The following is a 25,325-nucleotide window of genomic DNA, read 5'->3' as shown; positions in this document are numbered from 1 at the left end:
CCTTACTCCTCGGGATCATTGAAGCCCATGATCCAAGTGAAAATAAATCCTGCGATGATGGTAATCGCCATCCCCGCTAAGTACAACATCACCTTGCCAGAGACAATGGTCAGCGCCAGTGGTAAACCAGATATCCCGAAAGTAATCACCGTTGCGACTTTCCAGTAACTGATCAGCGCTCCGCCAACAGCGCCGCCCAAACAGGCCGCAATAAACGGCTTACCTAGTGGTAGCGTGACACCAAAAATCAACGGCTCACCAATCCCCAAGATCCCAACCGGCAACGCCCCTTTAATCACCTTTTTCAAACGGGTATTACGTGTTTTCATCAAGATAGCCAGCGCAGCACCGACTTGCCCAACCCCCGCCATCGCCAAAATCGGTAACAAAGGGTTAGAACCATGCGCCTGTACCAGCTCAACGTGAATCGGCACCAATCCTTGGTGCAAACCAGACAGTACTAATGGCAGGAAGAAACCAGAAAGTAACGCTCCGACCAACAATCCACCTTTATCGATCGCCAGATTCGCGCCGTGGGCAATGGCGTCAGATATATAGCCACCGAGCGGTTGCAAGATAACGATAGCTAGCGACGCCGTCACCAAGGTAGTGATCAATGGGTTCAAGATCAGCTCGATCGATTCCGGCAGCAGATTGCGTAACCGCTTTTCGATCCAACACATCAACGCCACCACCAGCAAGACCGCAATCACCCCACCGCGCCCCGGCTGCAAGGCTTCACCAAACAGGGTAATTTGTGCTAACGCCGGACTAGAGAGTATCCCCGCCATCACGCCGCCCATCGCTTGCGAACCACCAAACACTCTGGCGGCATTAACACCGACCAAAATATTCATGATGGCAAATACCGCACTACCAAAAATTGCCAGTAATCCCAGAATATTCGGGTAGTTAATCGCGATATCCCCGGCGATATCGGGGCGTTTCAGTATGTTGATAATGCCGGTAATCAGACCCGAAGCGATAAACGCCGGGATCAGTGGAATGAAGATATTCGCCAGTTTCTTCAGTGCTTCACTCATTGGGGCAGAATATTTGGCTTTGGCGGCGGCTTTGTTACGGGAAATATCATCCCCCACCGCAGTGACTGGCTCGGCACCAGTCAACAACGAACGCATAGCATCGACTACTTTCGCCGCCGCTCCGGGGCCAACGATAAACTGATGCTGATCGCCTTGCTTGATATAGCCTTTCACACCCGGTAATTGTTTCAGCGATGGGAGATCCAAATGCTGCTCGTCGTTAACTTCGACACGCACCCGCGTCATGCAGTTTTCTAACTTGAGAATATTCCCCTCACCGCCGATCCCAGCCAGGATCTGCGTTGCCAGCGTGGTTGTTTTATCCATTATTAGCCCCAGAAGTCGTTTAACGGGTCAATGCTGCGCGTAAGTAACCATCGTGTTTCTGCAAACGCTGCTGCGCTTCTTGTGCATTTATACCGGCCAGAATCATCAAAATGGCCGGTTTCACTTCAAATCCAGTTTGTGCCAACGCGGCTTCAGCCTGAGCGCGTTCGGCTCCCGTGGCTTCAACGACGATACGACAGGCACGATCGACCAGTTTTACGTTGGTCGCTTTCACATCCACCATCAGGTTTTGATAAACCTTACCCAATTTGACCATCGCACCGGTCGAGATCATATTCAGTACCAGTTTCTGTGCCGTACCCGATTTCAAACGTGTCGAACCGGTCAGTGCTTCTGGGCCAACAACAGGAGAGATCGCGACCTGCGCCTCTTTGGCAATCGGTGAGTCTGGGTTACAGGAGATAGCCGCCGTTGGGCAGCCCAGAGCACGGGCATAACGCAATGCACCTATCACATAAGGAGTGCGCCCGGAAGCCGCTAGACCCACCACCATGTCGGTTGCGGTGAGGCTCAACGCTTTCAGATCGCTCTCACCTAATGACTCATCATCTTCTGCGCCTTCTACCGCTTTTAGTAACGCCCCCGGCCCACCCGCGATCAAACCAATCACCAGACCGTGCGGCACACCGAAGGTCGGTGGACACTCAGAAGCATCAAGAACACCTAGACGACCACTGGTACCCGCCCCCAGATAAATCAGCCGCCCACCCGCTTTGAGCGCCGCCGCCGTCAGATCGACCGTCTCAGCGATAGCGGGAAGCACCTTGGCGATCGCCTCTGGTACTTTGCGATCTTCCTGATTAAAACAACTCACCATGTCCAGCGTCGACATCTCATCCAACGTCATAGTGGCAGGATTACGGGTTTCGGATACTAATGCGCCTAAGTTCATTGGTTCACCTTTGAATTTTTAATTCACAACTTGAAGTCATTATTTGAATATTTTATTCATTAAAGCGAGTGTTATTTGTTATTTTAGAAGCAAGCTCACAAAAAATTTTCACTGAGCGTTTTCAACTCTGACGTGGCAAAATGCCCGTTCACTCCTAGGAAGAAGCTAATGAGCACCCTTCTACGTATTCGACAAATGTATCCGGCGCTGGCTCAGAACGACCGTAAACTAGCCGATTTTTTACTGCATAACGGCGAGCAAGCCCGTCATCTCAGTTCGCAAAAACTGGCGCAGTTAGCCGGAGTCAGTCAGTCAAGCGTAGTGAAATTTGCCCAAAAAATGGGCTACAAAGGGTTTCCTGCTTTAAAATTGGCGTTGAGTGAGACGCTGGCTCAACCGCAAACAACACCTGCCATTGCCGTACACAATCAAGTTCTCAGCAGTGATGCATTAAAAACCGTGGGTGAGAAATTACTGGTAGAAAAGCAGTCGGCTTTGCGCGCCACCCTGGACATTAACAGTGAAGAACGCCTGCACCGGGCATTAGAGATGCTGCGTCAGGCTCGGCGTGTGGTGTTAGTAGGGATTGGCGCGTCAGGTCTGGTAGCCAAAGATTTTTCATTCAAATTGCTGAAAATTGGTGTGATGGCGGTGGCCGAAGCCGATATGCACGTCCAGTTGGCAACGGTGCAAGCGTTGAATAATCAGGATCTGCTCTTAGCCATCTCGTTTAGCGGCGAACGGCGGGAAATCAACCTAGCGGCAGAAGAAGCCCGAAACGCCGGAGCCAGCGTCTTGGCGCTGACCAGTTTCTCCCCTAACGGTTTGCAACAGCGCGCCGATCATTGCCTTTACACCATCGCGGAAGAACCCAACACCCGCAGTGCGGCGATATCCTCCACCACCGCGCAGTTCGCATTGACCGACTTGCTGTTTATGGCGTTGATACAGCACGATCTTGATCATGCCCGTGACCGCATTCGCCACAGTGAGCAGTTGGTGAAGAAGTTAGTCTGATGAATCGATTAAAAACTACGAAGCTACGTGGTTGACGTAACTCCGTAAAGTTTAGTTACCAGCCGACAGCCATTGAAGCAGAGGCACCAAAGTGATTCGCGCTATCAACACTACTTTGCACACTCGCTCTTATCCCTTCCCATTGATGAGAATAACCAACGGCTACAGCATCTTCCCCATCGTATGCACCCGCACCAGCAGCAATTGAATTTTCTGTATTGGTGTAATGCAAACCTGATTGAGCTAACGCACCTGCAATGCCTGCCATCGCCTTTTTATCATTCTGATCGATCCGTTGATCTTGTGATTTTTCGTGACCTTCCAAACTGTTTAAACGGCTCTCATGGTCAGCAATCTGAGTATCGTAGTTAACTTGGTGGGTTACTGGGGTTGGAGCTGAAGTCGTCATAATGCTACCAACAGAAACAACTTTCGGCGGTAAAACAGGTTTAGTCACTTGATCAGGCCCGATATGCTGACCATCTAAATGCTCACCCATATTAATCGTCTGAGGTACAGATTGTTTTATCTGGGTCGGGGCATTAGTAATGTGATGCTCATTAGTCGGATGTTGAGAGCCATTCAGTTTTGTTGGGGTCGATTGAGCCACAGGCTGAGGAACCGGGATACCTGTAGGATCATTATGCGCGACATAATTCTGATCCAGACGCGTCGGGATATGCTGAACCAAAATAGGGACACTCTGGATCGTTGCAATTTGCTGTCCAGCCGTTTTCAATACCTCAGAAGCATGAGACATCGCTTCACTCTCTGCCGAAGTAAAATTTGCGCGATCAGTATTGTATTTATTCAATAAAAGCGAATTGAGTTCGAAAGCTGAATTAGCCTCATTACGAATTTTCTGAATGGCATCATTTTTTTGCCCAATGCTGTAAAAATATTGAGCATTAACAGCAGGTACAGAAGCAATAGTCATGAATAAAACAAGGATAGAAATTTTCATTTTGCGTACCCCTGAAATACACCCTCTTTCGTCACTGCTATTTTTCCGCTAGCGTACACAATAAAATTATAAACACCTTGTTGATAGGCGGTAGCATCTTGGTTTTTTTCTATCACCGCCGCAGGTTTACCATCGACAGTAAGTCCAGTAGAGGTGGTTTTAATTTCCATTTCCGCAAAATGCTTAACTTTCACCTTTGCAGATTGGGCTTTTTGAACCGGATATTGGGCTTGAGCATTTTCCATCGCCTGTTTTTCAGAAGCACCAAGGATAGCGGCTCTTTCTGAATCAGTCAGATTACGATGGGAACAACCCACGAGTAATGTGGAAATACTTAACACCATTAACACAACGACTTTATTAACCTTCATCTAACATCACCATCATCAATTATTAAATTAAAAACACAGGTTCGTATCAATTAGTTTTATTGTGATGTCATATTAAATTCGAAACAAAAAACTTGCGACTGAATTAATTTCACACTCAAAATAATTGTCAACTTGATTAATATCAATGATAGATGATGGGTTATATGCTCAAAGCTAAGAGCGAGTGACTTAAATGATTGATGATAAAAATTTGATCCAAAACAATACAGTAAGTTAATTAAAAAACTCATCCATTACTTTATGAAGGAACATACACATACAATATTTTAGCATGTATACATATTTACTCACTATCTCCCGTCAAACCTCTTAGTCGAAGCGGTTAAAAATTCGCTATCATTGGGGCTATCAATATTTTGTGTTACAGTGCCCGGCATTGAAATTCCTTATTGTCAAAACCGCCCTGTGCCTCACTCACACATCAGGTATTTTAGACACGACTAGGAATGCAATCAGCAATCAACTGATTGATATTAAAAATTAAAGTGGTAAGTAGTTGAAATGGCTTTACTGATTACCAAAAAATGCATCAATTGCGATATGTGCGAACCTGAATGCCCTAATCAAGCAATCTCGATGGGGGATGAGATTTACCAAATCGATAGCGAACGCTGCACTGAATGCATTGGTCATTATGAAACACCGACCTGCCAGCAGGTTTGCCCGATCGATAACACCATCATCATCGATCCACAGCACCAAGAAACCAACGAGCAGTTGTGGGACAAATTCGTGGTTCTGCATCACGCAGACCGGATTTAAGCTAAAGGCTCACCTCGTGAGCCTTTTTCTAACCTTCAATAATCACCGTCGCACAGGCATAACGCCGTTCATCCGCCAGTGAAACGTGGATCGACGTCACCCCCATTTCCTGTGCTAATTCTGCGGCACGTTCGTGCAGGCGAATATTCGGTTTACCTAGCCCATCGTTAAATACTTCAAACTGGTTAAAGGCCAGGCCGTTGCGGATACCGGTGCCAAACGCCTTAGCGGCAGCCTCTTTGACCGCAAAACGTTTAGCCAAAAAGCGCACCGGCTGTTGATGCTGCTGATACACTTCCCACTCAGCGGCGCTTAGTACACGCCTTGCTAAACGATCGCCACTACGCTCCACGACCGCCTCGATACGTGCCATTTCAACAATGTCAGTGCCCAAGCCCAAAACTGCCATTAGCGACGCGCTTCCCGCATCAGTTGCTTCATATCGGCAACCGCGTCTTTCAAACCACTCATCACCGCTTGACCAATAATCGCGTGGCCGATATTCAATTCGTGCATTTCTGGCAACGCGGCAATCGCTTGAACGTTATGATACGTCAGACCATGACCCGCATTCACTTTCAGCCCTTTACCTGCGGCATAGGTCGCGGCACTGGCAATACGTTTCAGTTCAGCTTGCACGGCCAGCTCACCTTGCGCTTCGGCATAGGCACCGGTATGAATTTCGATATAAGGTGCGCCCACGGCAACCGCGGCATCAATCTGGCGGTGATCAGGATCGATAAACAGCGAAACCAAGATCCCGGCTTGCGACAAGCGCTCAACTGCCACGGTCATTTTGTCTAGCTGGCCAGCCACGTCCAGCCCACCTTCGGTGGTCACTTCTTCACGTTTTTCTGGCACCAAGCAGCAAAAGTGCGGCTTAATTTCTACAGCAATATCCAGCATCTCATCGGTGACGGCCATTTCCAGATTCATACGCGTCTGGATAGTCTGGCGTAGGATTCGTACATCGCGATCGGTGATATGACGGCGATCTTCACGTAAATGCACGGTAATACCGTCCGCTCCGGCTTGCTCTGAAGTGAACGCCGCTTGTACGGGATCAGGATATTGAGTTCCGCGCGCATTACGCAAGGTCGCGATGTGATCGATGTTAACGCCCAACAGTAAATCAGCCATAACAATCCTCTGGATAACAAATAAGTAGTGCCAGCAGTTTACACCTCGGCAAGAGGCGGAAAAAGTGATTAAGCGTCGTCGACCGGGGTGTTGGGTTGTTTACGCACGAACTGACGAAACAGCTCGCGGCTTTTAAGCGGCTTTCCGCCCAGATAAGGCTTTAATGCCATGCGGGTAAAGCGCTTGGCGGCACGTAAGGTGGTGACGTCCGGGAACTGACGTTCAGCCAGTGCCCGCAGCTCTCTTCCGGTAAAACTGTAGTGGTCAATCACCAAACTAGCGATAAAACCCTTCTCTTCACGATAACGGTAAGTCATACCATCATCCACCGGTTGCCCGCTACCAGCACAATGTAGGAAGTCGACGCCATAACCCAGATGATTAAGCAACGCCAACTCGAACTGACGCAAAGCATGTTCAGGCGAGCTATCTTCCGCCGCCAATGCTTGTAAACATTGCAGATAATCGAAAAACAGCACCGAATAATTGGCTTCTTGCTCTAACACGCGCGCCAGTAGTTCGTTCACATACAGGCCGCTATACAGCATCATGCCGCGAAGAGGTAAACCCAAGGAAACGGCTTCGGCATTGCGCAGCGTTTTGACTTCACCACGACCGCCCCAGCGGACTAACAGAGGAGTAAAGGGCTGCAAGCAGCCCTTTAGATTGGAGCGGCGACTACGTGCGCCTTTTGCCAGCAAACGCACCCGCCCATGACCTTCGGTGAACAAATCCAGCATTAAACTGGTTTCACTGTACGGTCGTCCATGCAGGACGAAGGCGCGCTCCCAGCCATCCATCGGATGTATTACTTCAGATCGTCGACATAGCCTAGGCTACGCAGCGCACGTTCGTCGTCCGCCCAGCCGGATTTCACTTTCACCCACAGTTCCAGATGCACTTTGGTTTCAAACATCTGTTCCATGTCCTGACGGGCTTCAATACCGATGGTTTTGATTTTGGCACCTTTATTGCCGATCACCATTTTCTTCTGGCCTTCACGTTCCACCAGAATCAAACCGTGAATGTTGTAACCACCGCGCTCGTTAGGCACAAACTGTTCGATTTCCACCGTGACCGAATACGGCAATTCTTCGCCCAAGAAACGCATCAGTTTTTCACGGATGATCTCCGAAGCCATAAAGCGTTGTGAACGGTCAGTGATGTAATCTTCTGGGAAGTGGTGCTCCGCTTCTGGCAAAAGTTTTCGCGCAATACTCGCGATGGTATCAACATTCATACCTTTTTCTGCCGAGATCGGTACTACGTCCAGGAAGTTCATTTGCTGGCTGAGGAAGGCGATGTGCGGCAATAATTTGGATTTATCAGTGACGTTGTCAACTTTGTTGATCGCCAGCAGTACCGGGCAACGTAGGCTGCGTAGCTTGTTGACCACCATTTCATCGTCAGCAGTCCAGTTGGTGCCTTCAACCACGAAGATAACCAATTCAACGTCGCCAATCGAGCTGCTAGCTGCGCGGTTCATCAAACGGTTGATGGCACGCTTTTCTTCAATATGCAGCCCAGGGGTATCCACATAAATAGCCTGATAGGCTCCTTCGGTATGAATACCCATAATGCGGTGACGCGTGGTCTGTGGTTTACGCGAGGTGATAGAGACCTTCTGCCCCAGCAATTGGTTCAGTAACGTGGATTTGCCCACGTTTGGTCGACCGACAATCGCGATAAAACCGCAGTGTTGTGTTACTTCGCTCATTCAAGCTCCAGCTTTTTCAGCGCTTGTTCCGCTGCCGCCTGTTCAGCTTTACGGCGACTTGAGCCAGTACCGACGACCGGTTCGTTCAAGCCACTCACCTGACAGTGGATGGTAAATTCCTGATCGTGCGCTTCACCGCGAACCTGCACCACCAGATAAGAAGGTAACGGCAGATGGCGACCTTGCAAAAACTCCTGTAAACGGGTTTTTGGATCTTTCTGCTTATCACCAGGGCTGATCTCGTCCAACCGGCTGCGATACCAGTCTAAAATCAGGCGTTCGACTGTCTGAATATCGCTATCCAAGAACACACCGCCAATTAATGCCTCAACCGTATCCGCCAGAATCGATTCGCGGCGGAAACCACCACTTTTCAATTCACCCGGACCAAGGCGTAGACATTCACCTAAGTCGAATTCGCGAGCCATCTCAGCCAAGGTATTACCGCGCACTAACGTTGCGCGCATACGGCTCATATCACCTTCATCTACACGAGGAAAACGATGATAAAGCGCATTGGCGATGACATAACTCAGAATAGAGTCACCCAGAAATTCAAGACGTTCATTATGTTTACTGCTGGCGCTACGATGAGTTAACGCCTGCAACAACAGCTCGTGCTGTTGAAAAGTATAGCCCAGCTTCCGCTGCAGCCTGTTTATTACGATGGGGTTCATGAGTTACCAATAAAGATCAAGATATGCGTCAAAAACTTGCAGCACACGGAACAGGTCTGTTTACCTATTAGGAACTCAAAGCTGTTTCGTTTGCAGTGGCCTCCAACTGGAGGCCAACTTTTTTATCGCTCGAAAAGGTATTCTACAACGGGCAGAAATATAATGCTGCGTTTATAAGCGCGCGATTAATGAATTCCGCCAATACGGCTCAATCTGACGCCGGTCGGCCATTGGCCTTCCTGCTTTTCAAAACTCATCCAGATTGCCGTCGCTTTACCAACCAGATTTTTCTCAGGCACAAAGCCCCAATAACGGCTATCGGCGCTGTTATCACGGTTGTCACCCATCATGAAGTAATGCCCGGCTGGCACTACCCATTCAGCCAATTGCTGACCTGGCTGTTGGTAATAAGCGCCTACCTGATCTTGAGCACCCGGTACGGTCAGAATACGGTGTGATACTGTGCCCAAGGTTTCCTGACGCTCACGCAGACGAATACCACCAGCAGGTACGTTGTCACTGGTTGGGATCTGGAAGAAACCATTGCTGCTCTCCCCCATTCCGCTACGGCTGAACGTTTGCACGAAATCACTTGGCGCCGCTTCGTTATAGGTCACCGCCAGTGCTTTATCACAGGCTTGACCGCTATTACACGACGGTTGCACCGTGACACGTTTATTAATCGGATCATAAGTCACGCGATCGCCCGGTAGACCCACTACACGTTTGATATAATCCAGTTTTGGATTCAGCGGATATTTAAATACCGCAATATCACCGCGTTTTGGATGGCCAGTTTCAATCAGCGTGGTCTGGGTAATAGGATCTTTAATGCCGTAGGCATATTTCTCCACCAGAATAAAATCACCAATCAACAACGTCGGCATCATAGAACCTGATGGGATCTGGAAGGGTTCGTAAATAAACGAACGCACCACAAACACCAGCAATAATACCGGGAAAACCGAAGCACCGGTTTCAATCCAACCCGGCTGCTTCGCGACTTTCGCCAACGTTTTCTCGTCTACCGCACCGTTGGTCTGAGCATTGACCGCTGCGATTTTCGCCCGACGTGCTGGCGCCCATTTAAAGCGCTCGAAGCACCAGATGATCCCAGTGACCAAAGTGGCACACGCCAAGATCAAGGCAAACATATTCGCCATGCAAACTCCCTAAGTTACTGTCTTACTTGCTGTCTTTACCAACGTGCAGGATGGCCAAGAACGCCTCTTGTGGCAATTCAACGTTACCCACCTGCTTCATGCGTTTCTTACCGTCTTTCTGTTTCTGCAACAGTTTCTTCTTACGACTAATGTCACCGCCGTAGCACTTCGCCAGAACGTTCTTCCGCAACTGTTTCACAGTGGCACGCGCGATGATGTGCGTACCAATCGCCGCTTGGATCGCGATGTCAAACTGCTGACGCGGGATCAGTTCTTTCATTTTCTCTACCAGCTCACGACCACGGTATTGAGAGTTGTCGCGGTGAGTGATCAACGCCAACGCATCGACGCGTTCGTTGTTTATCAACACGTCAACACGCACCATGTCTGAAGTCTGGAAGCGTTTGAAGTTGTAATCCAATGAAGCGTAACCACGCGAAGTGGATTTCAGTCGATCGAAGAAATCGAGTACTACTTCCGCCATCGGAATTTCATAGGTCAACGCCACTTGGTTACCGTGGTAAACCATATTGGTTTGCACACCACGTTTCTCAATACACAGAGTGATCACGTTGCCCAGATATTCTTGCGGCATCAGCATGTGACATTCCGCGATCGGCTCACGCAGTTCAGCGATGTTATTCAACGGTGGCAGCTTGGATGGACTATCAACGTAGATAGTTTCATTGCCCGTCGTTTCCACTTCATACACTACCGTGGGTGCCGTGGTGATCAGCTCTAGATCGTATTCACGCTCCAGACGCTCTTGGATGATCTCCATATGCAACAAGCCGAGGAAGCCACAGCGGAAACCGAAGCCCAGCGCCGTTGAACTTTCTGGTTCGTAGAACAACGAAGCATCGTTCAGGCTCAGTTTACCCAACGCATCGCGGAAGGATTCATAATCATCAGAACTGATCGGGAACAGACCCGCGTAAACCTGAGGTTTAACTTTTTTGAAGCCCGGTAACGCTTTGTCCGCGGGTTGACGTGCTAACGTCAAGGTATCGCCTACTGGCGCGCCCAAGATGTCTTTAATCGCACAAACCAACCAACCTACTTCGCCGCAGTTCAGCACATCGCGATCGACCTGTTTCGGGGTGAAAATCCCCAAACGGTCGGCGTTATAGGTTTGCCCAGTACTCATTACCTTGATCTTGTCGCCCTTGCGCATGGTGCCGTTTTTAACACGCACCAAGGAAACAACACCAAGATAGTTATCGAACCAAGAGTCGATGATCAACGCCTGTAATGGACCATCTGGATCACCTTCTGGTGCTGGGATATCACGCACCAAACGCTCCAACACCTCAGGAACACCCACACCGGTTTTCGCCGAACAACGCACGGCGTCAGTAGCATCGATACCGACGATGTCTTCAATTTCTTGCGCGGCGCGATCGGGATCGGCAGCGGGCAAATCAATCTTGTTAAGAACCGGTACGACTTCCAGATCCATATCGAGCGCTGTATAGCAGTTAGCCAGGGTCTGAGCTTCAACGCCCTGACCGGCATCAACCACCAATAGGGCGCCTTCGCAGGCCGCCAGCGAACGAGAAACTTCATACGAGAAGTCAACGTGTCCAGGGGTGTCGATGAAGTTAAGTTGGTAGGTCTGCCCATCCAACGCTTTATAGTCCAACGTGACGCTCTGCGCCTTGATGGTAATACCGCGCTCGCGTTCCAGATCCATTGAATCCAGAACTTGTGCGGCCATCTCACGTTCGGTCAAACCGCCGCAGATCTGAATGATACGGTCAGACAGCGTAGACTTGCCGTGGTCAATGTGGGCAATAATGGAGAAATTTCGTATATGCTTCATTATAAAAGTTTTTCTGCCTTGGTATTTCTGAATTACTCGCCTATGGAAACCCGGATGGACATAAAGCGACAGTGAATGGGTTCGGCCATATTTCGCCTGAATCGCAGCATTCTACATGCCGCAACACTGAAAACCTAGCGATCGGCAACGCTAATATGCCAGCTTTCATGTTACAAGGGACGGTAGTTGGTGAAAGCAGATGTTACCAAACTGTCACACCGTTAAACCATAAGCGCCAAAACCGCAATAAACCCCTTCCTAAAACCACGTAAAATAATATGAGGATCAGCACGTTACTTCCTATTCTCTTTAGGAAAAAACCCATATCCCCCAGCCTGAACCTCGGTTAGAAATGAAGCAGAACTTCGCAACAAAATATTCAATTCAGGGCACTACATCGGCAGCCCACCGGAGTTCACCAGCATAATCTCTGAGGTGTAGCATGATCGATAAAGGGCAAATGCTGAGCCGGCACAATTTTTCTAAGGTCAATTGGGGCATTTTAGCGGTGGCAACACTGCTGCTCTGCATCGGTACGGCGTTATTGCTGCTGCCATTGCTGAGCGATAATCAGGATGAAAGTAATATTCTGGCCCTGCTACAAGCTGGTGCAGCCATCATCTTACTAGGGTGCATTTTATTGGCATTGCGCCAGTATCTGCGGCCCAATCTAACCTATCGCCTGTATGAACACGGCGTACGAGTGTTTAACCACCACAACCAGAAGGAACGGTTCGTTCCTTTCGAAAAGATTGGTGATATTTACCGTTGCCGTGGTGGACGGTTACTCGGTAGCGTTTGTGATGTTATGGCCTTTCGTACCAGTGCTGACCAACCCTGGTATAGCATCTCTAGTAATGTCGCTAATTCTTGGCGTTTGGTGGATGCCATTGTTAATCAACAGCTTCAGCAACGTGGGCCACAGGAGTTAAATGCGCTGTATCAGGGCAAAACGCTGAGCTTCGGCTATCTCAAATGCCGGGCTTGTTGGTTAAGTCATTTACTACCAGCAAGTATGCAAGGGCGCCAAGTTCAAACATTACAACTCAGCGCCACCGCGTTGGTGGCAACGCAATGCACATTGCCGATCGAGCAAATCCGTGCACTCAACTATGAGCCACAGCACGGTACGCTTCGGTTGTTTGATAACCAAGGACATGAATTACTGACGTTGTGCTATTTCTCGCTATACAGCGCCGATTTATTCATCGCACTGCTGGAGCATATGATCCACAACCGCATCCCCGCCTTCCATAATCCGGCGATGACGCGGCAGCAGTTTTAGAGAGAAGAATTATTGGTGGGTAGGTTCATTGCCGTCGGCGGCAAACCTATCTGTAATACCACGGGTTGGTAGTTGCTTTGCTCGCCTAAACGTCGAGCTAGAGCACGTGTCAGCAAGAACGCTGCACCGCCGCCGAGCAGTGCGCCCAGCGCCGCTGCACCATCACCACCAAACAGCCATTGCAGTACCGCAGCGCCGAGGATTAATCCGGCCAATGGCAACAAGTAGACCAGCATGGCGGAACGCAGCAAACTGCCTTCCATAATACCAACTTCAACGCGTTGCCCCGGCTCTAGCGGCTGATCGATGTGAACCTGTAGCTGATGCTCAGTTTCTGGCACTAATTCATTCAACGCTCGCGCGCCACAGCCCGAACGAGCCGTGCAACTGCCACAACCTGCTTTAGGTTCACAACGTAGCAACGCTACGCCTTGTTGCCACGAAACCACCGTGGCCCATTCTTTCATCATTACGGTGATGCCTTGAAGGTGATACTGTCTGCAATGCGCTTGGCCGTTCCCGGAGGAAGCTCACCGACGATGGTGATCTCATTGCCATTACGCACTTCGGTCTGGATAGTGCGTCGCCCTTGACGATAAAGCTGCTGACCAACACCGGAACCGGCACGACTGATATTAACCGAGAAGCTAAATAGACCATCACTGTACAGTCGTGATTCTACTTGCTCCGTTATACCCGGCAACTTGCGTCGATTGCTCGCCACTTCCGTCACCCCAGCAGGTAACCAACCCGCACTCCAGCCCAACTTGGCGGTATCACTAGCAGGCAGTGACAGCAACGGCGGCAAGTTGGCTTTAATCAATCCTTGCATTACGTTCTGCACTTCACTACCCACCACAAACGAAATCACCCGATACTGCTCTAGCGTTTCACCATCACGATCAATCAGATCCACCCGCAGCGGTAATTTGGTCGCTTCATCCATCCAAACAATATAGCTATAACGTGAACCGTCACGAGAAACGATACGGATCACTTCACAAGGGCGATCAGAAATACGTGTGCGGCCTACGGAGATGAAATCGTAATATTTTGCCAAGCGGTCAAAATCAGCATAGACGATAGCCGGCAACGCATCGACGATGTGATCGCCAGATAACGTGAACGGCTCCAAACCAGGTTCGAAGTAACTGATACCGCCGCCACGCTGTAACACTTCACGGCGAGGGCCATCCATATGCAACAGTTGACCCAGCGGTTGTTTATCAATCACCGCATGACGGTAGCGTAGAGACTCTATCCCTTGTTTACTGATGCTGATATAGGCGAGTTCATAATCGAGTGACTGACTGGCAGTGCTCATCTGTTGTAACAACGCCCCGGACGCTGTTTGCGCCGGGGCGATGTTTGAATAGAGCAGGCTACCCGTCAATAGACAAACGGAAAACCAGAGTTGCTTCATTACTGCTGCTGTATTCCTAAAGACTGGGTTCCAGGAACTTGAATAGCCGCCTGCTGTGGGTTGCCTTGTTCAAGTTGCAGTTGATCAGAATGCAAACGACGTTGCAGCTCATAATCTTGCAGCATGGCATTAATGCGTTTGCGTTGTTCCTGCACCTGTTGCTGTTGGCCGCTACCGGTAGAGAAACTGTCTGCTGGCACGCCCAAGCTTACTGGAGATGCCTGTCCCATGATTGGTAGCGTGTTGAATACTGGCGTTTCAGAGCCAACAGATTGTGTTGTTGGTTGATTGTAGTGCTGAACACCGACGATCACCGCCAGTGATACGCAAGCTGCTACCCCCACCTGAGTGAGTTGGCTAGCCCACGGGCGAACCTTGTGCCAGAACGGCATTTTCTGCCAGGTATGAGGTTGAGGTTGAGCTTCAGGAATCGCCGAAGGAACCAGACGAGCAGGTTCTTTCTCCAATGCTGCGGCAACACGCTCTGCGATGTCAAAATGAATGACTTGCCCGACATCACCTCGTAACGTGTCACGTATCAGGTGATAGCTCTGCCAGCTTTGTTGAAGCGCTCGGTCTTTGGACAACGAACTTAACAGCTCACTGTCGAGCGATTCACCATCCATTAGAGCGGAAAGCTTTTCTTTCTGCATGCCTAAGTACCCTTTTCCTGTGTACGCCATCGCTAACGCTGAATCAGCGGTTGAACTTTATTATCGATAGCCTCCCGGGCGCGGAAAATACGCGAACGTACCGTTCCAACCGGGCAATCCATGATGGCCGCTATCTCTTCGTAGCTTAGCCCATCCAACTCACGCAAAGTGATCGCCATACGGAGATCCTCTGGGAGAGACTCAATGGTACGGAAAACTATCTTTCTCAACTCTTCTGACAACATTAAGTTCTCAGGGTTCGAAATTTCTTTCAGTGCACCTGCACTTTCATAATTTTCGGCATCGATAGCATCAACATCGCTTGATGGTGGACGACGCCCCTGAGCAACCAGATAATTTTTTGCTGTGTTCACAGCGATTCGATATAACCAAGTATAAAAGGCGCTATCGCCACGGAATGATTCCAGTGCGCGATACGCTTTAATGAACGACTCCTGCACCACATCGGGCACATCACCCTGCGGTACATAGCGGGAAACTAAGCTCGCCACTTTATGCTGGTAGCGCACCACCAGTAAGTTAAACGACTTTTGATCGCCCTTTTGGACCCGTTCAACCAGCACCTGATCCGTTAACTGCTCGCTCATCCGAGGTAAAGTCTCCCCAAATCTGTCTCCACGCGTAACATTGTACTGCCAGCCATACACTATTTTCCTGAGCAAGCACTCGCTTGGAGTTCATATAGAACGCTAAGTTCCATATTGCCATTGTTTTTTATGTTCGATCATCCTGTCCGTGGCTTTTACACGGACAAGTAGGCTAACATGAATTTCACTCTTCTTCTGCAAGATCATACGTTATGCAACCATCATCTGAACATGTCAGCGATGTCCTCATCGTGGGTAGCGGAGCTGCGGGCCTGTCATTAGCGCTACGATTGGCACAGCACTGCAAGGTTACCGTCCTGAGCAAAGGGCCGCTCAACGAAGGTGCCACATTTTATGCCCAAGGCGGGATTGCCGCGGTTTTCGATGAAACGGATAGCATTGCCTCACACGTAGATGACACGCTGATTGCCGGCGCAGGCCTGTGCGATAAAGACGCCGTCGAGTTCATCGCCAGCAACGCGCGCCACTGTGTGCAATGGCTGATCGATCAAGGAGTATTATTCGATACCGAAACCAATGCGCAGGGAGAAGAGCGCTATCATCTGACGCGTGAAGGGGGGCACAGCCATCGCCGGATCCTACACAGCGCCGATGCTACCGGTAAAGAAGTAGAGACTACACTGGTTGGGAAAGCAAGTGTCCATCCGAATATTTGCGTTTTAGAACGCCACAATGCCGTTGATTTGATTACCTCAAACAAGATCGGCCTACCCGGAACCCAGCGCGTAGTCGGTGCTTATGTTTGGAACCGTGAGCTGGAGTGCGTAGAAACTCATCGCGCCAAAACCGTGGTGCTGGCTACCGGTGGCGCTGCAAAAGTTTATCAATACACCACCAACCCAGATATCTCTTCTGGCGATGGTATCGCGATGGCATGGCGGGCGGGCTGCCGTGTCGCCAATCTGGAATTCAACCAGTTTCATCCAACCTGCCTGTTCCACCCGCAGGCACGTAATTTCTTGCTGACCGAAGCCCTACGCGGTGAAGGTGCCTATTTGAAACGCCCGGATGGCAGCCGCTTTATGCCCGATTTTGACGAGCGTGGCGAGCTGGCTCCGCGTGATATCGTCGCTCGCGCCATCGACCATGAAATGAAGCGGTTAGGTGCGGACTGTATGTATTTGGACATCAGCCATAAGCCAACTGAATTCATCACCCAGCACTTCCCAATGATCCACGAAAAGCTACTCACGCTGGGCTTTGATCTGACTAAACAACCGATCCCGATCGTTCCGGCTGCTCACTACACCTGCGGCGGCGTGATGGTTGATCAATTTGGCCGTACCGATCTCGACGGTCTGTATGCCATCGGTGAAGTCAGCTACACCGGCTTGCATGGCGCAAACCGTATGGCATCTAATTCATTGCTTGAATGTTTGGTCTACGGCTGGTCGGCGGCAGAGGATATTTTGCAACGCCTGCCTACAGTCAAACTGCCGAAACAGTTGCCACTGTGGGATGAGAGCCGAGTAGATGATTCAGATGAACGCGTGGTGATCCAGCATAACTGGCACGAACTACGGCTGTTTATGTGGGACTACGTGGGCATCGTTCGCACCACAAAGCGTTTGGAACGCGCCCTGCGCCGTATCAACACCTTGCAGGCAGAAATTGACGAATATTACGCTAACTTCCGTATCTCCAACAACTTACTGGAATTACGTAATCTGGTGCAGGTGGCGGAATTGATCGTGCGCAGCGCAATGGAGCGTAAAGAAAGTCGTGGCCTGCATTACACGCTGGATTATCCAGACATGCTGCCGAACTCTACACCGACCATTTTGCATCCTTAATAAAATCGTTCTTAATAAAATCGTTCTTAATGAAATAGATAGAATTCGGTGATCAAGCGGCGGAAATCGTCGCTGTAACTACCGTCATCCAACTTGATCGCCAACTCAGTTTCCTGTTTTTCCACTGGCTGACGCTGGAGTGCCAGCAACATGCGGTGCAACGGCGTACCATCGCGATCGCTCACGTTCAGCCGTTGCGCGGTATGCCAGCCACGCTGCCGAGCCTTCGCTTCAAACGCTTCGCCAATGCTATACGGCAATACCACGCAGAACGTGCCTTGTTCGGTAATCAGCTGTTGAGCACAATCCAGCAGTGCATCGTGGGTCAAGGTTTCGGTATAGCGCGCATTATTGCGAGCTTGATCGCGGCAGGCCACCGCCGGTTCAAAATAAGGCGGGTTGCTGACAATCAGCGTATAACTTTGCGCATGTTGCTGAGCAAAATGATGGATATCCTGCGCATGAACCTGAATACGTTGTGACCAAGGCGACTCCAACACGTTATCCCGCGCCTGAGCAGCAGCATCAGCATCGAGTTCTACTGCATCGATAGTCACCTCAGTCGGTGTTCGTTGTGCCAGCATCAACGCAATCAATCCGCTGCCACTGCCAATATCCAGTACCCGTCCGCTCGTGGGCAACGGAACCCATGCGCCCAGCAAAACGCCATCGGTGCCGACTTTCATCGCACAGCGATCGTGAGCAACAAAAAACTTTTTGAAGGTAAAACCGCCACGTCGTGGGGTAAATTTGGCTTTAGATTGATTACTCACGATGACCACCAAGAAACAAAACTGGCGTAGCATAAGGCAATCTGATTGGCGGTAAAAGTTAAAACAGGTGAACCCGGCGGCTAACCCGTCTATAATCGGCGCCCCAAGTAGAGGTAGATAATGACAGCAACCACTTTTTCCGAACTCGATCTCGATGACCGCCTGATTGACGCCTTGCGCGACAAAGGCTACGACCGCCCGACCGCTATTCAGGCCGAGGCGATCCCGCCCGCGATGGATGGGCGCGATGTATTGGGTTCGGCTCCGACCGGCACCGGCAAGACCGCCGCTTTTTTGCTGCCAGTATTGCAGCACCTACTGGATTTCCCACGTAAAAAATCCGGCCCGCCGCGCGTATTAATTCTCACGCCAACCCGTGAACTGGCCATGCAGGTGGCGGAACAGGCGCGTGAACTGGCTGCTCATACCTCGTTGGATATCGCTACAATCACTGGCGGCGTGGCCTATATGAACCACGCGGAAGTATTCAGCGAGAACCAAGATCTGGTGGTCGCGACGACCGGCCGCTTGCTGCAATACATCAAAGAAGAGAACTTTGATTGCCGCGCAGTAGAAACGCTGATCCTCGACGAAGCCGACCGTATGCTGGACATGGGCTTCGCGCAGGATATCGAAACCATTTCCGCCGAGACCCGCTGGCGTAAACAAACGCTGCTGTTCTCCGCGACGCTGGAAGGCGAAGCCATCCGCGAGTTTGCTGAGCGCATCCTGAACGAACCGGTAGAAGTCGAAGCCGATCCTTCACGTCGCGAACGCAAAAAGATCCTGCAATGGTACTACCGTGCCGACGACGTACAGCATAAAACTGCCCTGCTGGTCCATCTGCTGAACCAACCAGAAGTACAGAAATCCGTCATCTTCGTGCGTAAGCGCGAGCGAGTGCATGAGCTGGCAGCTTGGTTGCGTGAAGCGGGTATCAACACCTGCTATCTCGAAGGTGAAATGGTACAGGCCAAACGTAACGAAGCGGTGAAACGTATGATGGATGGCCGCGTCAACGTGCTAGTCGCCACTGACGTTGCTGCCCGTGGTTTGGATATTATGGACATCACCCACGTATTCAACTTCGATATGCCACGCACCGCCGACACCTATCTGCACCGCATTGGTCGTACTGGCCGTGCTGGGCGCAAAGGAACCGCGATTTCACTGGTTGAGGCACACGATCACCTGTTGCTGGGCAAGGTAGGACGCTATTTGAATGAGCCACTGAAGGCTCGAGTCATCGACGAATTGCGGCCAAAAACCAAAGTACCCGATGAGAAAAGTAACGGCAAACCGTCGAAAAAAGTGCTGGCAAAACGCGCTGAAACCAAAGCGAAGAACAAAGAAAAAACCAAAGTGAAAGTGCGCCATCGCGACGCGAAAAACATTGGTAAACGCCGAGTGGCAAAAGCTAAACCAGAAAGCGGTAACGCTGAGTAAATTAAGCCACTAACGTAAAACGCCCTTCGTTGTGACCTTCGCAATGAGGGGCGTTTCCTTTCTAACACGCCCTTCCGCTTTACCCAGTTAATCTGTCGCTGATGAGAACCTTGCCTATACTTATTAGGCTGCTCTGATAAGCAAACCTCATGTAATGCACATCAACAGCACCCATATCCTAGAAACTCAGGAAGGAACCATCATCCTGAGAATGTTATAGCGCTTTGAAATGAGGGTTGATAATGGCTACAGGTACAGTCAAGTGGTTTAATAGCGACAAGGGTTTTGGCTTTATTACCCCAGATGGTGGGGGAGCTGATGTATTTGCCCACTTCTCGGCAATTACCAGTAGTGGTTACAAGAGTTTGGAGGAAGGACAAAAAGTAGAATTCGATATTACTCAAGGCCAGAAAGGCCCACAGGCAGAAAATATTAGGCCTCTGTAATATTGCCGATATTAATAAGGGAGCCGAGGCTCCCTTGCATTTAAACACTGCGCCTGAAATTACAGGCTTTCAGTAAAGGTACGTGCGATAACGTCACGTTGCTGTTCTGGAGTCAGTGAGTTGAAACGCACGGCATAGCCAGAAACACGAATAGTCAGCTGTGGATACTTCTCTGGGTGCTTAACCGCATCTTCCAGAGTTTCGCGACGCAGCACGTTAACGTTCAGGTGCTGACCACCTTCTACGCGTACAGTCGGTTGCATTTCCATTGGCACTTCGCGGTATTCGATCTGACCCAAATCGCTCACTGGAACGATCTGATCTTCAGAGTAATCTGCTTTAGCGCACAGGCAGCGAGCTTCAGATTTCTCGTCATCCAGCAGCCAGAAAGAGTTCACCAGTGCAGATTTGTTCGCTTTAGTGATTTGAATAGCAGTAATCATTTTGTTGCCTCCATACAAGGGCGGAAAAATTCGATTTCGTGAATAAACCCAATGTTGATTCAGGGCATTTGGTAAAACCATTGTTGTCTTGTTGTTCTGTATACCAGTCCGAACCGGGCGATTCCTTGATTAAAATCAATTTTTGCCACCCACCCATACGGGTGGTATAGGCAAATTTATGTTTTATATCAATTTTCACACTTGCGTGATTAACAATAAATTTTGTAAATTTTCAAAAAAATTTGCATAAAACAACAAAAAGCTTAACTACACCCATCGTAAAAGTGGGTTTCGCTATGCATTGGTAACAGGTAAGCTATGGCAAATTAATTGCTAACGAAAACAAAGGAGAGCGCTTATGTCTACCTCCCTCACTTGGCATGACGTTATCGGCAAGGAAAAAGAACAGCCCTATTTTCTCGATACGCTCGCCTTTGTTGCCAACGAACGCCAAGCTGGTAAGACCATTTATCCACCACAGAAAGATGTGTTCAATGCCTTCCGCTTTACTGAGCTAGTTGACGTCAAAGTGGTGATCCTCGGCCAAGACCCCTACCACGGTCCTAATCAGGCCCATGGCTTATCCTTTTCCGTGTTACCCGGCGTACCTGCGCCACCATCACTGAAAAATATGTATAAAGAGCTGGTGACGGATATCCCCGGCTTCCAACCCCCTAACCACGGCTGTTTGCAGAGTTGGGCGGAACAAGGTGTTTTGCTACTCAATACGGTGTTAACCGTTGAAGGTGGACAAGCGCATTCGCATGCAAATCTGGGTTGGGAAACCTTTACCGACAAAGTGATTGCCGCGTTAAATGAACATCGTGAAGGGATCGTTTTCTTGCTGTGGGGTTCTCATGCACAGAAAAAAGGTAACTTTATCGATCGTAACCGTCACCACGTGTTGAAAGCGCCACATCCATCACCGCTTTCTGCTCACCGCGGCTTTTTGGGATGTCATCACTTCTCGCAAACGAATCAATTGTTAGAGCAGCAAGGTCTAAAACCAATCGATTGGATGCCACAGCTACCGCAGGCATAGTTCTGGAATAGTGCAGAGACTAAAAAGGCACCAAACAACGGTGCCTTTTGAACTAAAAACTCAATTACGCTTTGGCTTTAGCAACCGCCACCATCGCTGGGCGCAATAGGCGGCCATTCAGCGTGTAACCCTTCTGCATCACCATCATTACATGGTTAGGCTCGTGTTCAGCTGACTCCATCATGCTCATCGCCTGATGCACTTCTGGATTGAAAGGCACGTGAGTCTCGCCAACGATTTCAATACCATATTTGCGAACCACGTCCACCAGCGATTTCAGCGTCAGTTCAATACCTTCAATCATCGGAGCCAGATCCAGATTATTTTTATCCGTCAGTTCCAATGCACGTTCCAAGCTATCAATCACTGGCAATAAATCACCAGAGAATTTTTCTAGTGCAAATTTATGCGCTTTCTCAATATCTAACTCGGTACGGCGACGAATATTTTCGACTTCAGCTTTAGCACGCAGCAGGCTGTCACGCTCACGTTGTTGGGCTTCTGCCAATTGAACTTCCAGATCAGCAATACGAATTGCTTGCTGATCAACGCCTTCCGCAGCTTCCGCCAGCGCGTCTTCAAATTGTGCCTGTTCCATTTCTTCCGAAACTTGCTCGTTTGGCGTCTTCTGTTCTTTACTACTCATGAATATCTCCGCGTTTTAGCATTAATCTCGCAACTTGGCTTATTATGGGGATCAAAACCGGTGTTTCAAGTCAACCGGTCACAATGTAGGGCATAATTCAGCCCCGTTGAGGAAAATCACAACAATGAATAAAAAATTTACGTGTATTGGCATTGTTGGTCACCCGCGCCACCCTTCGGCGTTGGCCACACATGAGATGCTATTCCACTGGCTGGTTGCCCGTGGTTATTCGGTAATTATCGAACGACAAATAGCCCACGATTTAGGGTTAAAAGATGTTGCTACTGGCAGCTTAGCGGATATCGGACAACAAGCCGACTTAGCCGTCGTCGTCGGTGGAGATGGCAATATGCTCGGCGCAGCGCGCGTCTTAGCGCGTTACGATATTAAAGTGATTGGTGTAAACCGTGGCAACCTCGGATTTCTCACCGACCTAGACCCCGATAATGCACTCCAGCAACTCGCGGACGTGTTGGAGGGAGAATACATAGACGAACAGCGTTTCTTGCTGGAAACCATCGTCCATAAACAACACCAGCAGTGCCGTATCAGTACCGCGATCAACGAAGTGGTACTGCATCCCGGTAAAGTCGCACACATGATTGAATTCGAAGTCTATATTGACGACCGATTCGCGTTCTCCCAACGTTCCGACGGATTGATCATTGCGACACCGACAGGCTCCACCGCCTATTCGCTTTCTGCTGGCGGCCCCATTTTGACGCCATCGTTAGAAGCGATCGCATTGGTGCCAATGTTCCCACATACCCTTTCTGCTCGCCCACTGGTGATCAACGGTGATAGCACTATTCGGTTGAAATTCTCCCAGACCGGTAGTGACTTAGAGATCAGCTGTGATAGTCAGATAGCCTTACCCATTCAGGAAGGTGAAGAAGTATTAATTCGCCGCAGTGATTTCCACCTGAATCTCATTCACCCGAAGGATTACAGCTATTTCAATACATTAAGTACCAAACTCGGGTGGTCAAAAAAATTATTCTAAAAGTTGCGCCAGCTACTTTACTGTATAAAAAACCAGTTTATACTGTATGAAATAACAGTTATGTGTTTTTACACAGGAAGGTTCCCATGCTGGCACAATTAACCATTAGCAACTTTGCTATCGTTCGTGAATTGGAAATCGATTTTCAATCGGGTATGACGGCAATTACTGGCGAAACCGGTGCCGGTAAATCCATTGCCATTGACGCTCTGGGATTGTGCCTCGGCAACCGCGCCGATGGTAACGTGGTACGTATGGGAGCCGAACGCGCAGATATCTGCGCTCGTTTCTCACTGGCTGATACCCCTTCCGCCCGTGAATGGCTCGAACAGAATCAGCTAGATGACAGCAATGAATGCTTACTGCGCCGGGTGATCGGTACTGATGGTCGCTCCCGTGGTTTTATCAACGGCACTGCTGTACCACTTTCACAACTGCGTGAATTGGGTCAACGCTTGATCCAGATCCACGGCCAACACGCTCATCAACTGTTGCTTAAACCTGAACACCAAAAATTCCTGCTCGATGCCTATGCGGGTGAAACCACGTTACAAACAGCCATGTCGCAAGCCTATCAACAATGGCATCAAAGCTGCCGCGAACTCGCGCACCACCAACAACAATCTATCGAACAAGACGCACGCAAACAGCTATTGCAGTACCAGCTAAAAGAACTGAACGAATTCGCCCCACAAGCCGGGGAATTTGAGCAAGTCGATAGCGAATATAAACGTCTGGCTAACAGCGGCCAATTGCTGACACTCAGCCAACAAACGTTGCAATTACTGGCCGATGACGAAGAACACAACATGCTCAGCCAACTCTACAGTGCCAAGCATCTGTTAGTGGAATTAGTAGGGATGGACGACAAGCTCTCTGCCTTGCTGGAAATGCTAGAGGAAGCCTCAATCCAGATCAGTGAAGCCAGCGACGAATTACGCCACTACACCGATCGTATGGATCTTGATCCAAACCGCTTACACGAATTGGAACAACGCCTGTCGCGTCAGATTGCTTTAGCTCGTAAACATCACGTAACTCCTGAAGAGTTACCACAATTGCACCAGCAACTCTTGGAAGAACAACAACAGCTTTCGCAACAGGAGAGCGATCATCAGCACTTGAGTGAAGCCGTTAACCTACATCATCAACAAGCTTTGGCGTTGGCGGAACAACTACACCAAAAACGCCAGCACTACGCTAACGAACTGACTACCTTGATTACTGACAGCATGCACAGCCTTTCCATGCCGCACGGTAAATTCAATATTGATGTTCGCTTTGAGCCGGAATACCTCAACGTTGAAGGTGCTAGCCGCATTGAGTTTTGCGTATCCACTAACCCAGGCCAGCCATTACAAGCATTAGCAAAAGTCGCCTCTGGTGGTGAGCTCTCCCGTATTGCTTTAGCAATTCAAGTCATCACTGCACGTAAAATGGAAACCCCAGCACTTATCTTCGACGAAGTCGATGTCGGCATCAGCGGCCCAACGGCAGCCATCGTTGGACGCTTGCTACGCCAACTGGGGGAATCGACCCAAGTGATGTGTGTCACCCACTTACCGCAGGTCGCTGGCTGCGGGCATCAGCATTTCTTCGTCAGCAAGCAAACCGATGGCACAGAAACCGAGACTCAAATGTCACCATTGGATAAACGAGCCCGCCTACAAGAACTGGCTCGTTTACTCGGCGGCAGCGAAGTCACGCGTAACACCTTGGCAAACGCCAAAGAATTACTAGCTGCGTAAAAAATCACTCAACTTTTTGGCATTCCTGCGGTCTGACTTTGGCGCTGTTTGCCCACAG

The 25,325-nt window shown here is 49.6% G+C and carries 27 protein-coding genes; 9 read left to right on the top strand and 18 right to left on the bottom strand.

Translation table 11 applies throughout. The features are described from left to right. Positions 1–2: 2 nt before the first annotated feature. Together AC3ISQ_RS06145 and murQ are read right to left on the bottom strand one after the other, a co-directional pair. Positions 3–1,370 (bottom strand): PTS transporter subunit EIIC, encoded by a 1,368-nt coding sequence (locus AC3ISQ_RS06145; protein WP_489351497.1) that lies wholly within the window; start codon positions 1,368–1,370, stop codon positions 3–5. A gap of 19 nt (positions 1,371–1,389) precedes the next feature. Next, entirely contained in the window at positions 1,390–2,283 is an 894-nt protein-coding gene (murQ, locus tag AC3ISQ_RS06140) for an N-acetylmuramic acid 6-phosphate etherase (protein WP_489351495.1), read from the bottom strand. Between the two features lie 168 nt (positions 2,284–2,451). Between murQ and AC3ISQ_RS06135 the strand changes: the two genes are divergently transcribed. Continuing rightward, positions 2,452–3,300: a MurR/RpiR family transcriptional regulator gene (locus AC3ISQ_RS06135; RefSeq protein WP_489351493.1), complete on the top strand. Its 849-nt coding sequence runs from the start codon at positions 2,452–2,454 to the stop codon at positions 3,298–3,300. 55 nt (positions 3,301–3,355) lie between these two features. Here AC3ISQ_RS06135 and AC3ISQ_RS06130 read toward each other — a convergent pair whose 3' ends face one another. Further along, positions 3,356–4,264: a YadA C-terminal domain-containing protein gene (locus AC3ISQ_RS06130; protein WP_489351491.1), complete on the bottom strand. Its 909-nt coding sequence runs from the start codon at positions 4,262–4,264 to the stop codon at positions 3,356–3,358. Further along, positions 4,261–4,635 carry a hypothetical protein gene (locus AC3ISQ_RS06125; protein WP_489351489.1) on the bottom strand — a complete coding sequence of 125 codons (375 nt, stop codon included), beginning with the start codon at positions 4,633–4,635 and terminating at the stop codon, positions 4,261–4,263. The genes AC3ISQ_RS06130 and AC3ISQ_RS06125 overlap by 4 nt, the downstream gene beginning before the upstream one ends. Before the next feature lie 522 nt (positions 4,636–5,157). Here AC3ISQ_RS06125 and AC3ISQ_RS06120 point away from each other — a divergent pair. Further along, on the top strand, positions 5,158–5,418 hold the full coding sequence (locus tag AC3ISQ_RS06120; RefSeq protein ID WP_489351488.1) for a YfhL family 4Fe-4S dicluster ferredoxin: 261 nt from the start codon (positions 5,158–5,160) through the stop codon (positions 5,416–5,418). A 28-nt stretch (positions 5,419–5,446) separates the two neighbouring features. Here the strand turns inward: AC3ISQ_RS06120 and acpS are convergent, their stop codons facing one another. The 7 genes from acpS to lepA form a co-directional block, all read right to left on the bottom strand. Next, on the bottom strand, positions 5,447–5,827 hold the full coding sequence (gene acpS / locus AC3ISQ_RS06115; protein ID WP_489351486.1) for a holo-ACP synthase: 381 nt from the start codon (positions 5,825–5,827) through the stop codon (positions 5,447–5,449). Further along, positions 5,827–6,558 carry a pyridoxine 5'-phosphate synthase gene (pdxJ, locus tag AC3ISQ_RS06110; protein WP_489351484.1) on the bottom strand — a complete coding sequence of 244 codons (732 nt, stop codon included), beginning with the start codon at positions 6,556–6,558 and terminating at the stop codon, positions 5,827–5,829. The genes acpS and pdxJ overlap by 1 nt, the downstream gene beginning before the upstream one ends. A gap of 68 nt (positions 6,559–6,626) precedes the next feature. Beyond that, positions 6,627–7,358 (bottom strand): DNA repair protein RecO, encoded by a 732-nt coding sequence (gene recO / locus AC3ISQ_RS06105; RefSeq protein WP_489351482.1) that lies wholly within the window; start codon positions 7,356–7,358, stop codon positions 6,627–6,629. Positions 7,359–7,366: 8 nt separating this feature from the next. After that, positions 7,367–8,275 (bottom strand): GTPase Era, encoded by a 909-nt coding sequence (gene era / locus AC3ISQ_RS06100; protein ID WP_489351481.1) that lies wholly within the window; start codon positions 8,273–8,275, stop codon positions 7,367–7,369. Next, a complete protein-coding gene (rnc, locus tag AC3ISQ_RS06095; protein ID WP_489351479.1) occupies positions 8,272–8,952 on the bottom strand; it encodes a ribonuclease III in 681 nt (226 codons plus the stop codon). Before rnc ends, era begins: the two co-directional genes overlap by 4 nt. 185 nt (positions 8,953–9,137) lie before the next feature. Then, on the bottom strand, positions 9,138–10,115 hold the full coding sequence (lepB, locus tag AC3ISQ_RS06090; protein WP_489351477.1) for a signal peptidase I: 978 nt from the start codon (positions 10,113–10,115) through the stop codon (positions 9,138–9,140). A 22-nt stretch (positions 10,116–10,137) separates the two neighbouring features. Continuing rightward, positions 10,138–11,937, bottom strand: a complete 1,800-nt coding sequence (lepA, locus tag AC3ISQ_RS06085) for a translation elongation factor 4 (RefSeq protein ID WP_489351476.1) — start codon at positions 11,935–11,937, stop codon at positions 10,138–10,140. 442 nt (positions 11,938–12,379) lie between these two features. Between lepA and AC3ISQ_RS06080 the strand changes: the two genes are divergently transcribed. Further along, complete coding sequence (locus AC3ISQ_RS06080; protein WP_489351474.1) at positions 12,380–13,222, top strand: hypothetical protein; 843 nt, start codon at positions 12,380–12,382, stop codon at positions 13,220–13,222. Here the strand turns inward: AC3ISQ_RS06080 and rseC are convergent. From rseC to rpoE, 4 genes are read right to left on the bottom strand one after another with little or no spacing between them, the layout of a single operon-like run. After that, positions 13,219–13,692, bottom strand: a complete 474-nt coding sequence (rseC, locus tag AC3ISQ_RS06075) for a SoxR-reducing system protein RseC (protein WP_489351472.1) — start codon at positions 13,690–13,692, stop codon at positions 13,219–13,221. The two genes, AC3ISQ_RS06080 and rseC, sit on opposite strands and share 4 nt — an antisense overlap. Continuing rightward, positions 13,692–14,645 carry a sigma-E factor regulatory protein RseB gene (rseB, locus tag AC3ISQ_RS06070; RefSeq protein WP_489351470.1) on the bottom strand — a complete coding sequence of 318 codons (954 nt, stop codon included), beginning with the start codon at positions 14,643–14,645 and terminating at the stop codon, positions 13,692–13,694. Before rseB ends, rseC begins: the two co-directional genes overlap by 1 nt. Further along, positions 14,645–15,298: an anti-sigma-E factor RseA gene (rseA, locus tag AC3ISQ_RS06065; protein ID WP_489351468.1), complete on the bottom strand. Its 654-nt coding sequence runs from the start codon at positions 15,296–15,298 to the stop codon at positions 14,645–14,647. The genes rseB and rseA overlap by 1 nt, the downstream gene beginning before the upstream one ends. A 32-nt stretch (positions 15,299–15,330) precedes the next feature. Then, positions 15,331–15,906: an RNA polymerase sigma factor RpoE gene (gene rpoE / locus AC3ISQ_RS06060; protein ID WP_489351466.1), complete on the bottom strand. Its 576-nt coding sequence runs from the start codon at positions 15,904–15,906 to the stop codon at positions 15,331–15,333. Between the two features lie 212 nt (positions 15,907–16,118). Between rpoE and nadB the strand changes: the two genes are divergently transcribed. Further along, positions 16,119–17,720, top strand: a complete 1,602-nt coding sequence (gene nadB / locus AC3ISQ_RS06055) for an L-aspartate oxidase (RefSeq protein ID WP_489351464.1) — start codon at positions 16,119–16,121, stop codon at positions 17,718–17,720. Between the two features lie 26 nt (positions 17,721–17,746). Here the strand turns inward: nadB and trmN are convergent, their stop codons facing one another. Then, complete coding sequence (gene trmN, locus AC3ISQ_RS06050; protein WP_489351462.1) at positions 17,747–18,526, bottom strand: tRNA(1)(Val) (adenine(37)-N(6))-methyltransferase TrmN; 780 nt, start codon at positions 18,524–18,526, stop codon at positions 17,747–17,749. An 87-nt stretch (positions 18,527–18,613) separates the two neighbouring features. On the opposite strand from trmN, the gene srmB reads away from it, so the two are divergent. Together srmB and cspE are read left to right on the top strand one after the other, a co-directional pair. After that, positions 18,614–19,939, top strand: coding sequence for an ATP-dependent RNA helicase SrmB (gene srmB / locus AC3ISQ_RS06045; RefSeq protein WP_489351460.1), 1,326 nt, complete (start codon positions 18,614–18,616; stop codon positions 19,937–19,939). A gap of 242 nt (positions 19,940–20,181) precedes the next feature. After that, positions 20,182–20,385: a transcription antiterminator/RNA stability regulator CspE gene (gene cspE, locus AC3ISQ_RS06040; protein ID WP_489351458.1), complete on the top strand. Its 204-nt coding sequence runs from the start codon at positions 20,182–20,184 to the stop codon at positions 20,383–20,385. Positions 20,386–20,444: 59 nt separating this feature from the next. Here the strand turns inward: cspE and grcA are convergent, their stop codons facing one another. Continuing rightward, complete coding sequence (grcA, locus tag AC3ISQ_RS06035) at positions 20,445–20,828, bottom strand: autonomous glycyl radical cofactor GrcA (RefSeq protein ID WP_489351456.1); 384 nt, start codon at positions 20,826–20,828, stop codon at positions 20,445–20,447. 358 nt (positions 20,829–21,186) lie between these two features. On the opposite strand from grcA, the gene ung reads away from it, so the two are divergent. Then, on the top strand, positions 21,187–21,870 hold the full coding sequence (ung, locus tag AC3ISQ_RS06030; RefSeq protein ID WP_489351454.1) for a uracil-DNA glycosylase: 684 nt from the start codon (positions 21,187–21,189) through the stop codon (positions 21,868–21,870). A gap of 64 nt (positions 21,871–21,934) precedes the next feature. Here ung and grpE read toward each other — a convergent pair whose 3' ends face one another. Next, a complete protein-coding gene (grpE, locus tag AC3ISQ_RS06025) occupies positions 21,935–22,516 on the bottom strand; it encodes a nucleotide exchange factor GrpE (RefSeq protein WP_489351452.1) in 582 nt (193 codons plus the stop codon). Positions 22,517–22,640: 124 nt separating this feature from the next. On the opposite strand from grpE, the gene nadK reads away from it, so the two are divergent. Together nadK and recN are read left to right on the top strand one after the other, a co-directional pair. Further along, positions 22,641–23,519: an NAD(+) kinase gene (gene nadK / locus AC3ISQ_RS06020; RefSeq protein WP_489351450.1), complete on the top strand. Its 879-nt coding sequence runs from the start codon at positions 22,641–22,643 to the stop codon at positions 23,517–23,519. A gap of 86 nt (positions 23,520–23,605) precedes the next feature. Next, positions 23,606–25,267 (top strand): DNA repair protein RecN, encoded by a 1,662-nt coding sequence (recN, locus tag AC3ISQ_RS06015; RefSeq protein WP_489351448.1) that lies wholly within the window; start codon positions 23,606–23,608, stop codon positions 25,265–25,267. Positions 25,268–25,325: the final 58 nt, after the last annotated feature.

The sequence above is a fragment of the Serratia sp. KH_031 genome (assembly GCF_057839655.1).
Note: the sequence above shows the minus strand (reverse complement) of the source record. Positions and strands in the feature narration are given on the sequence as shown.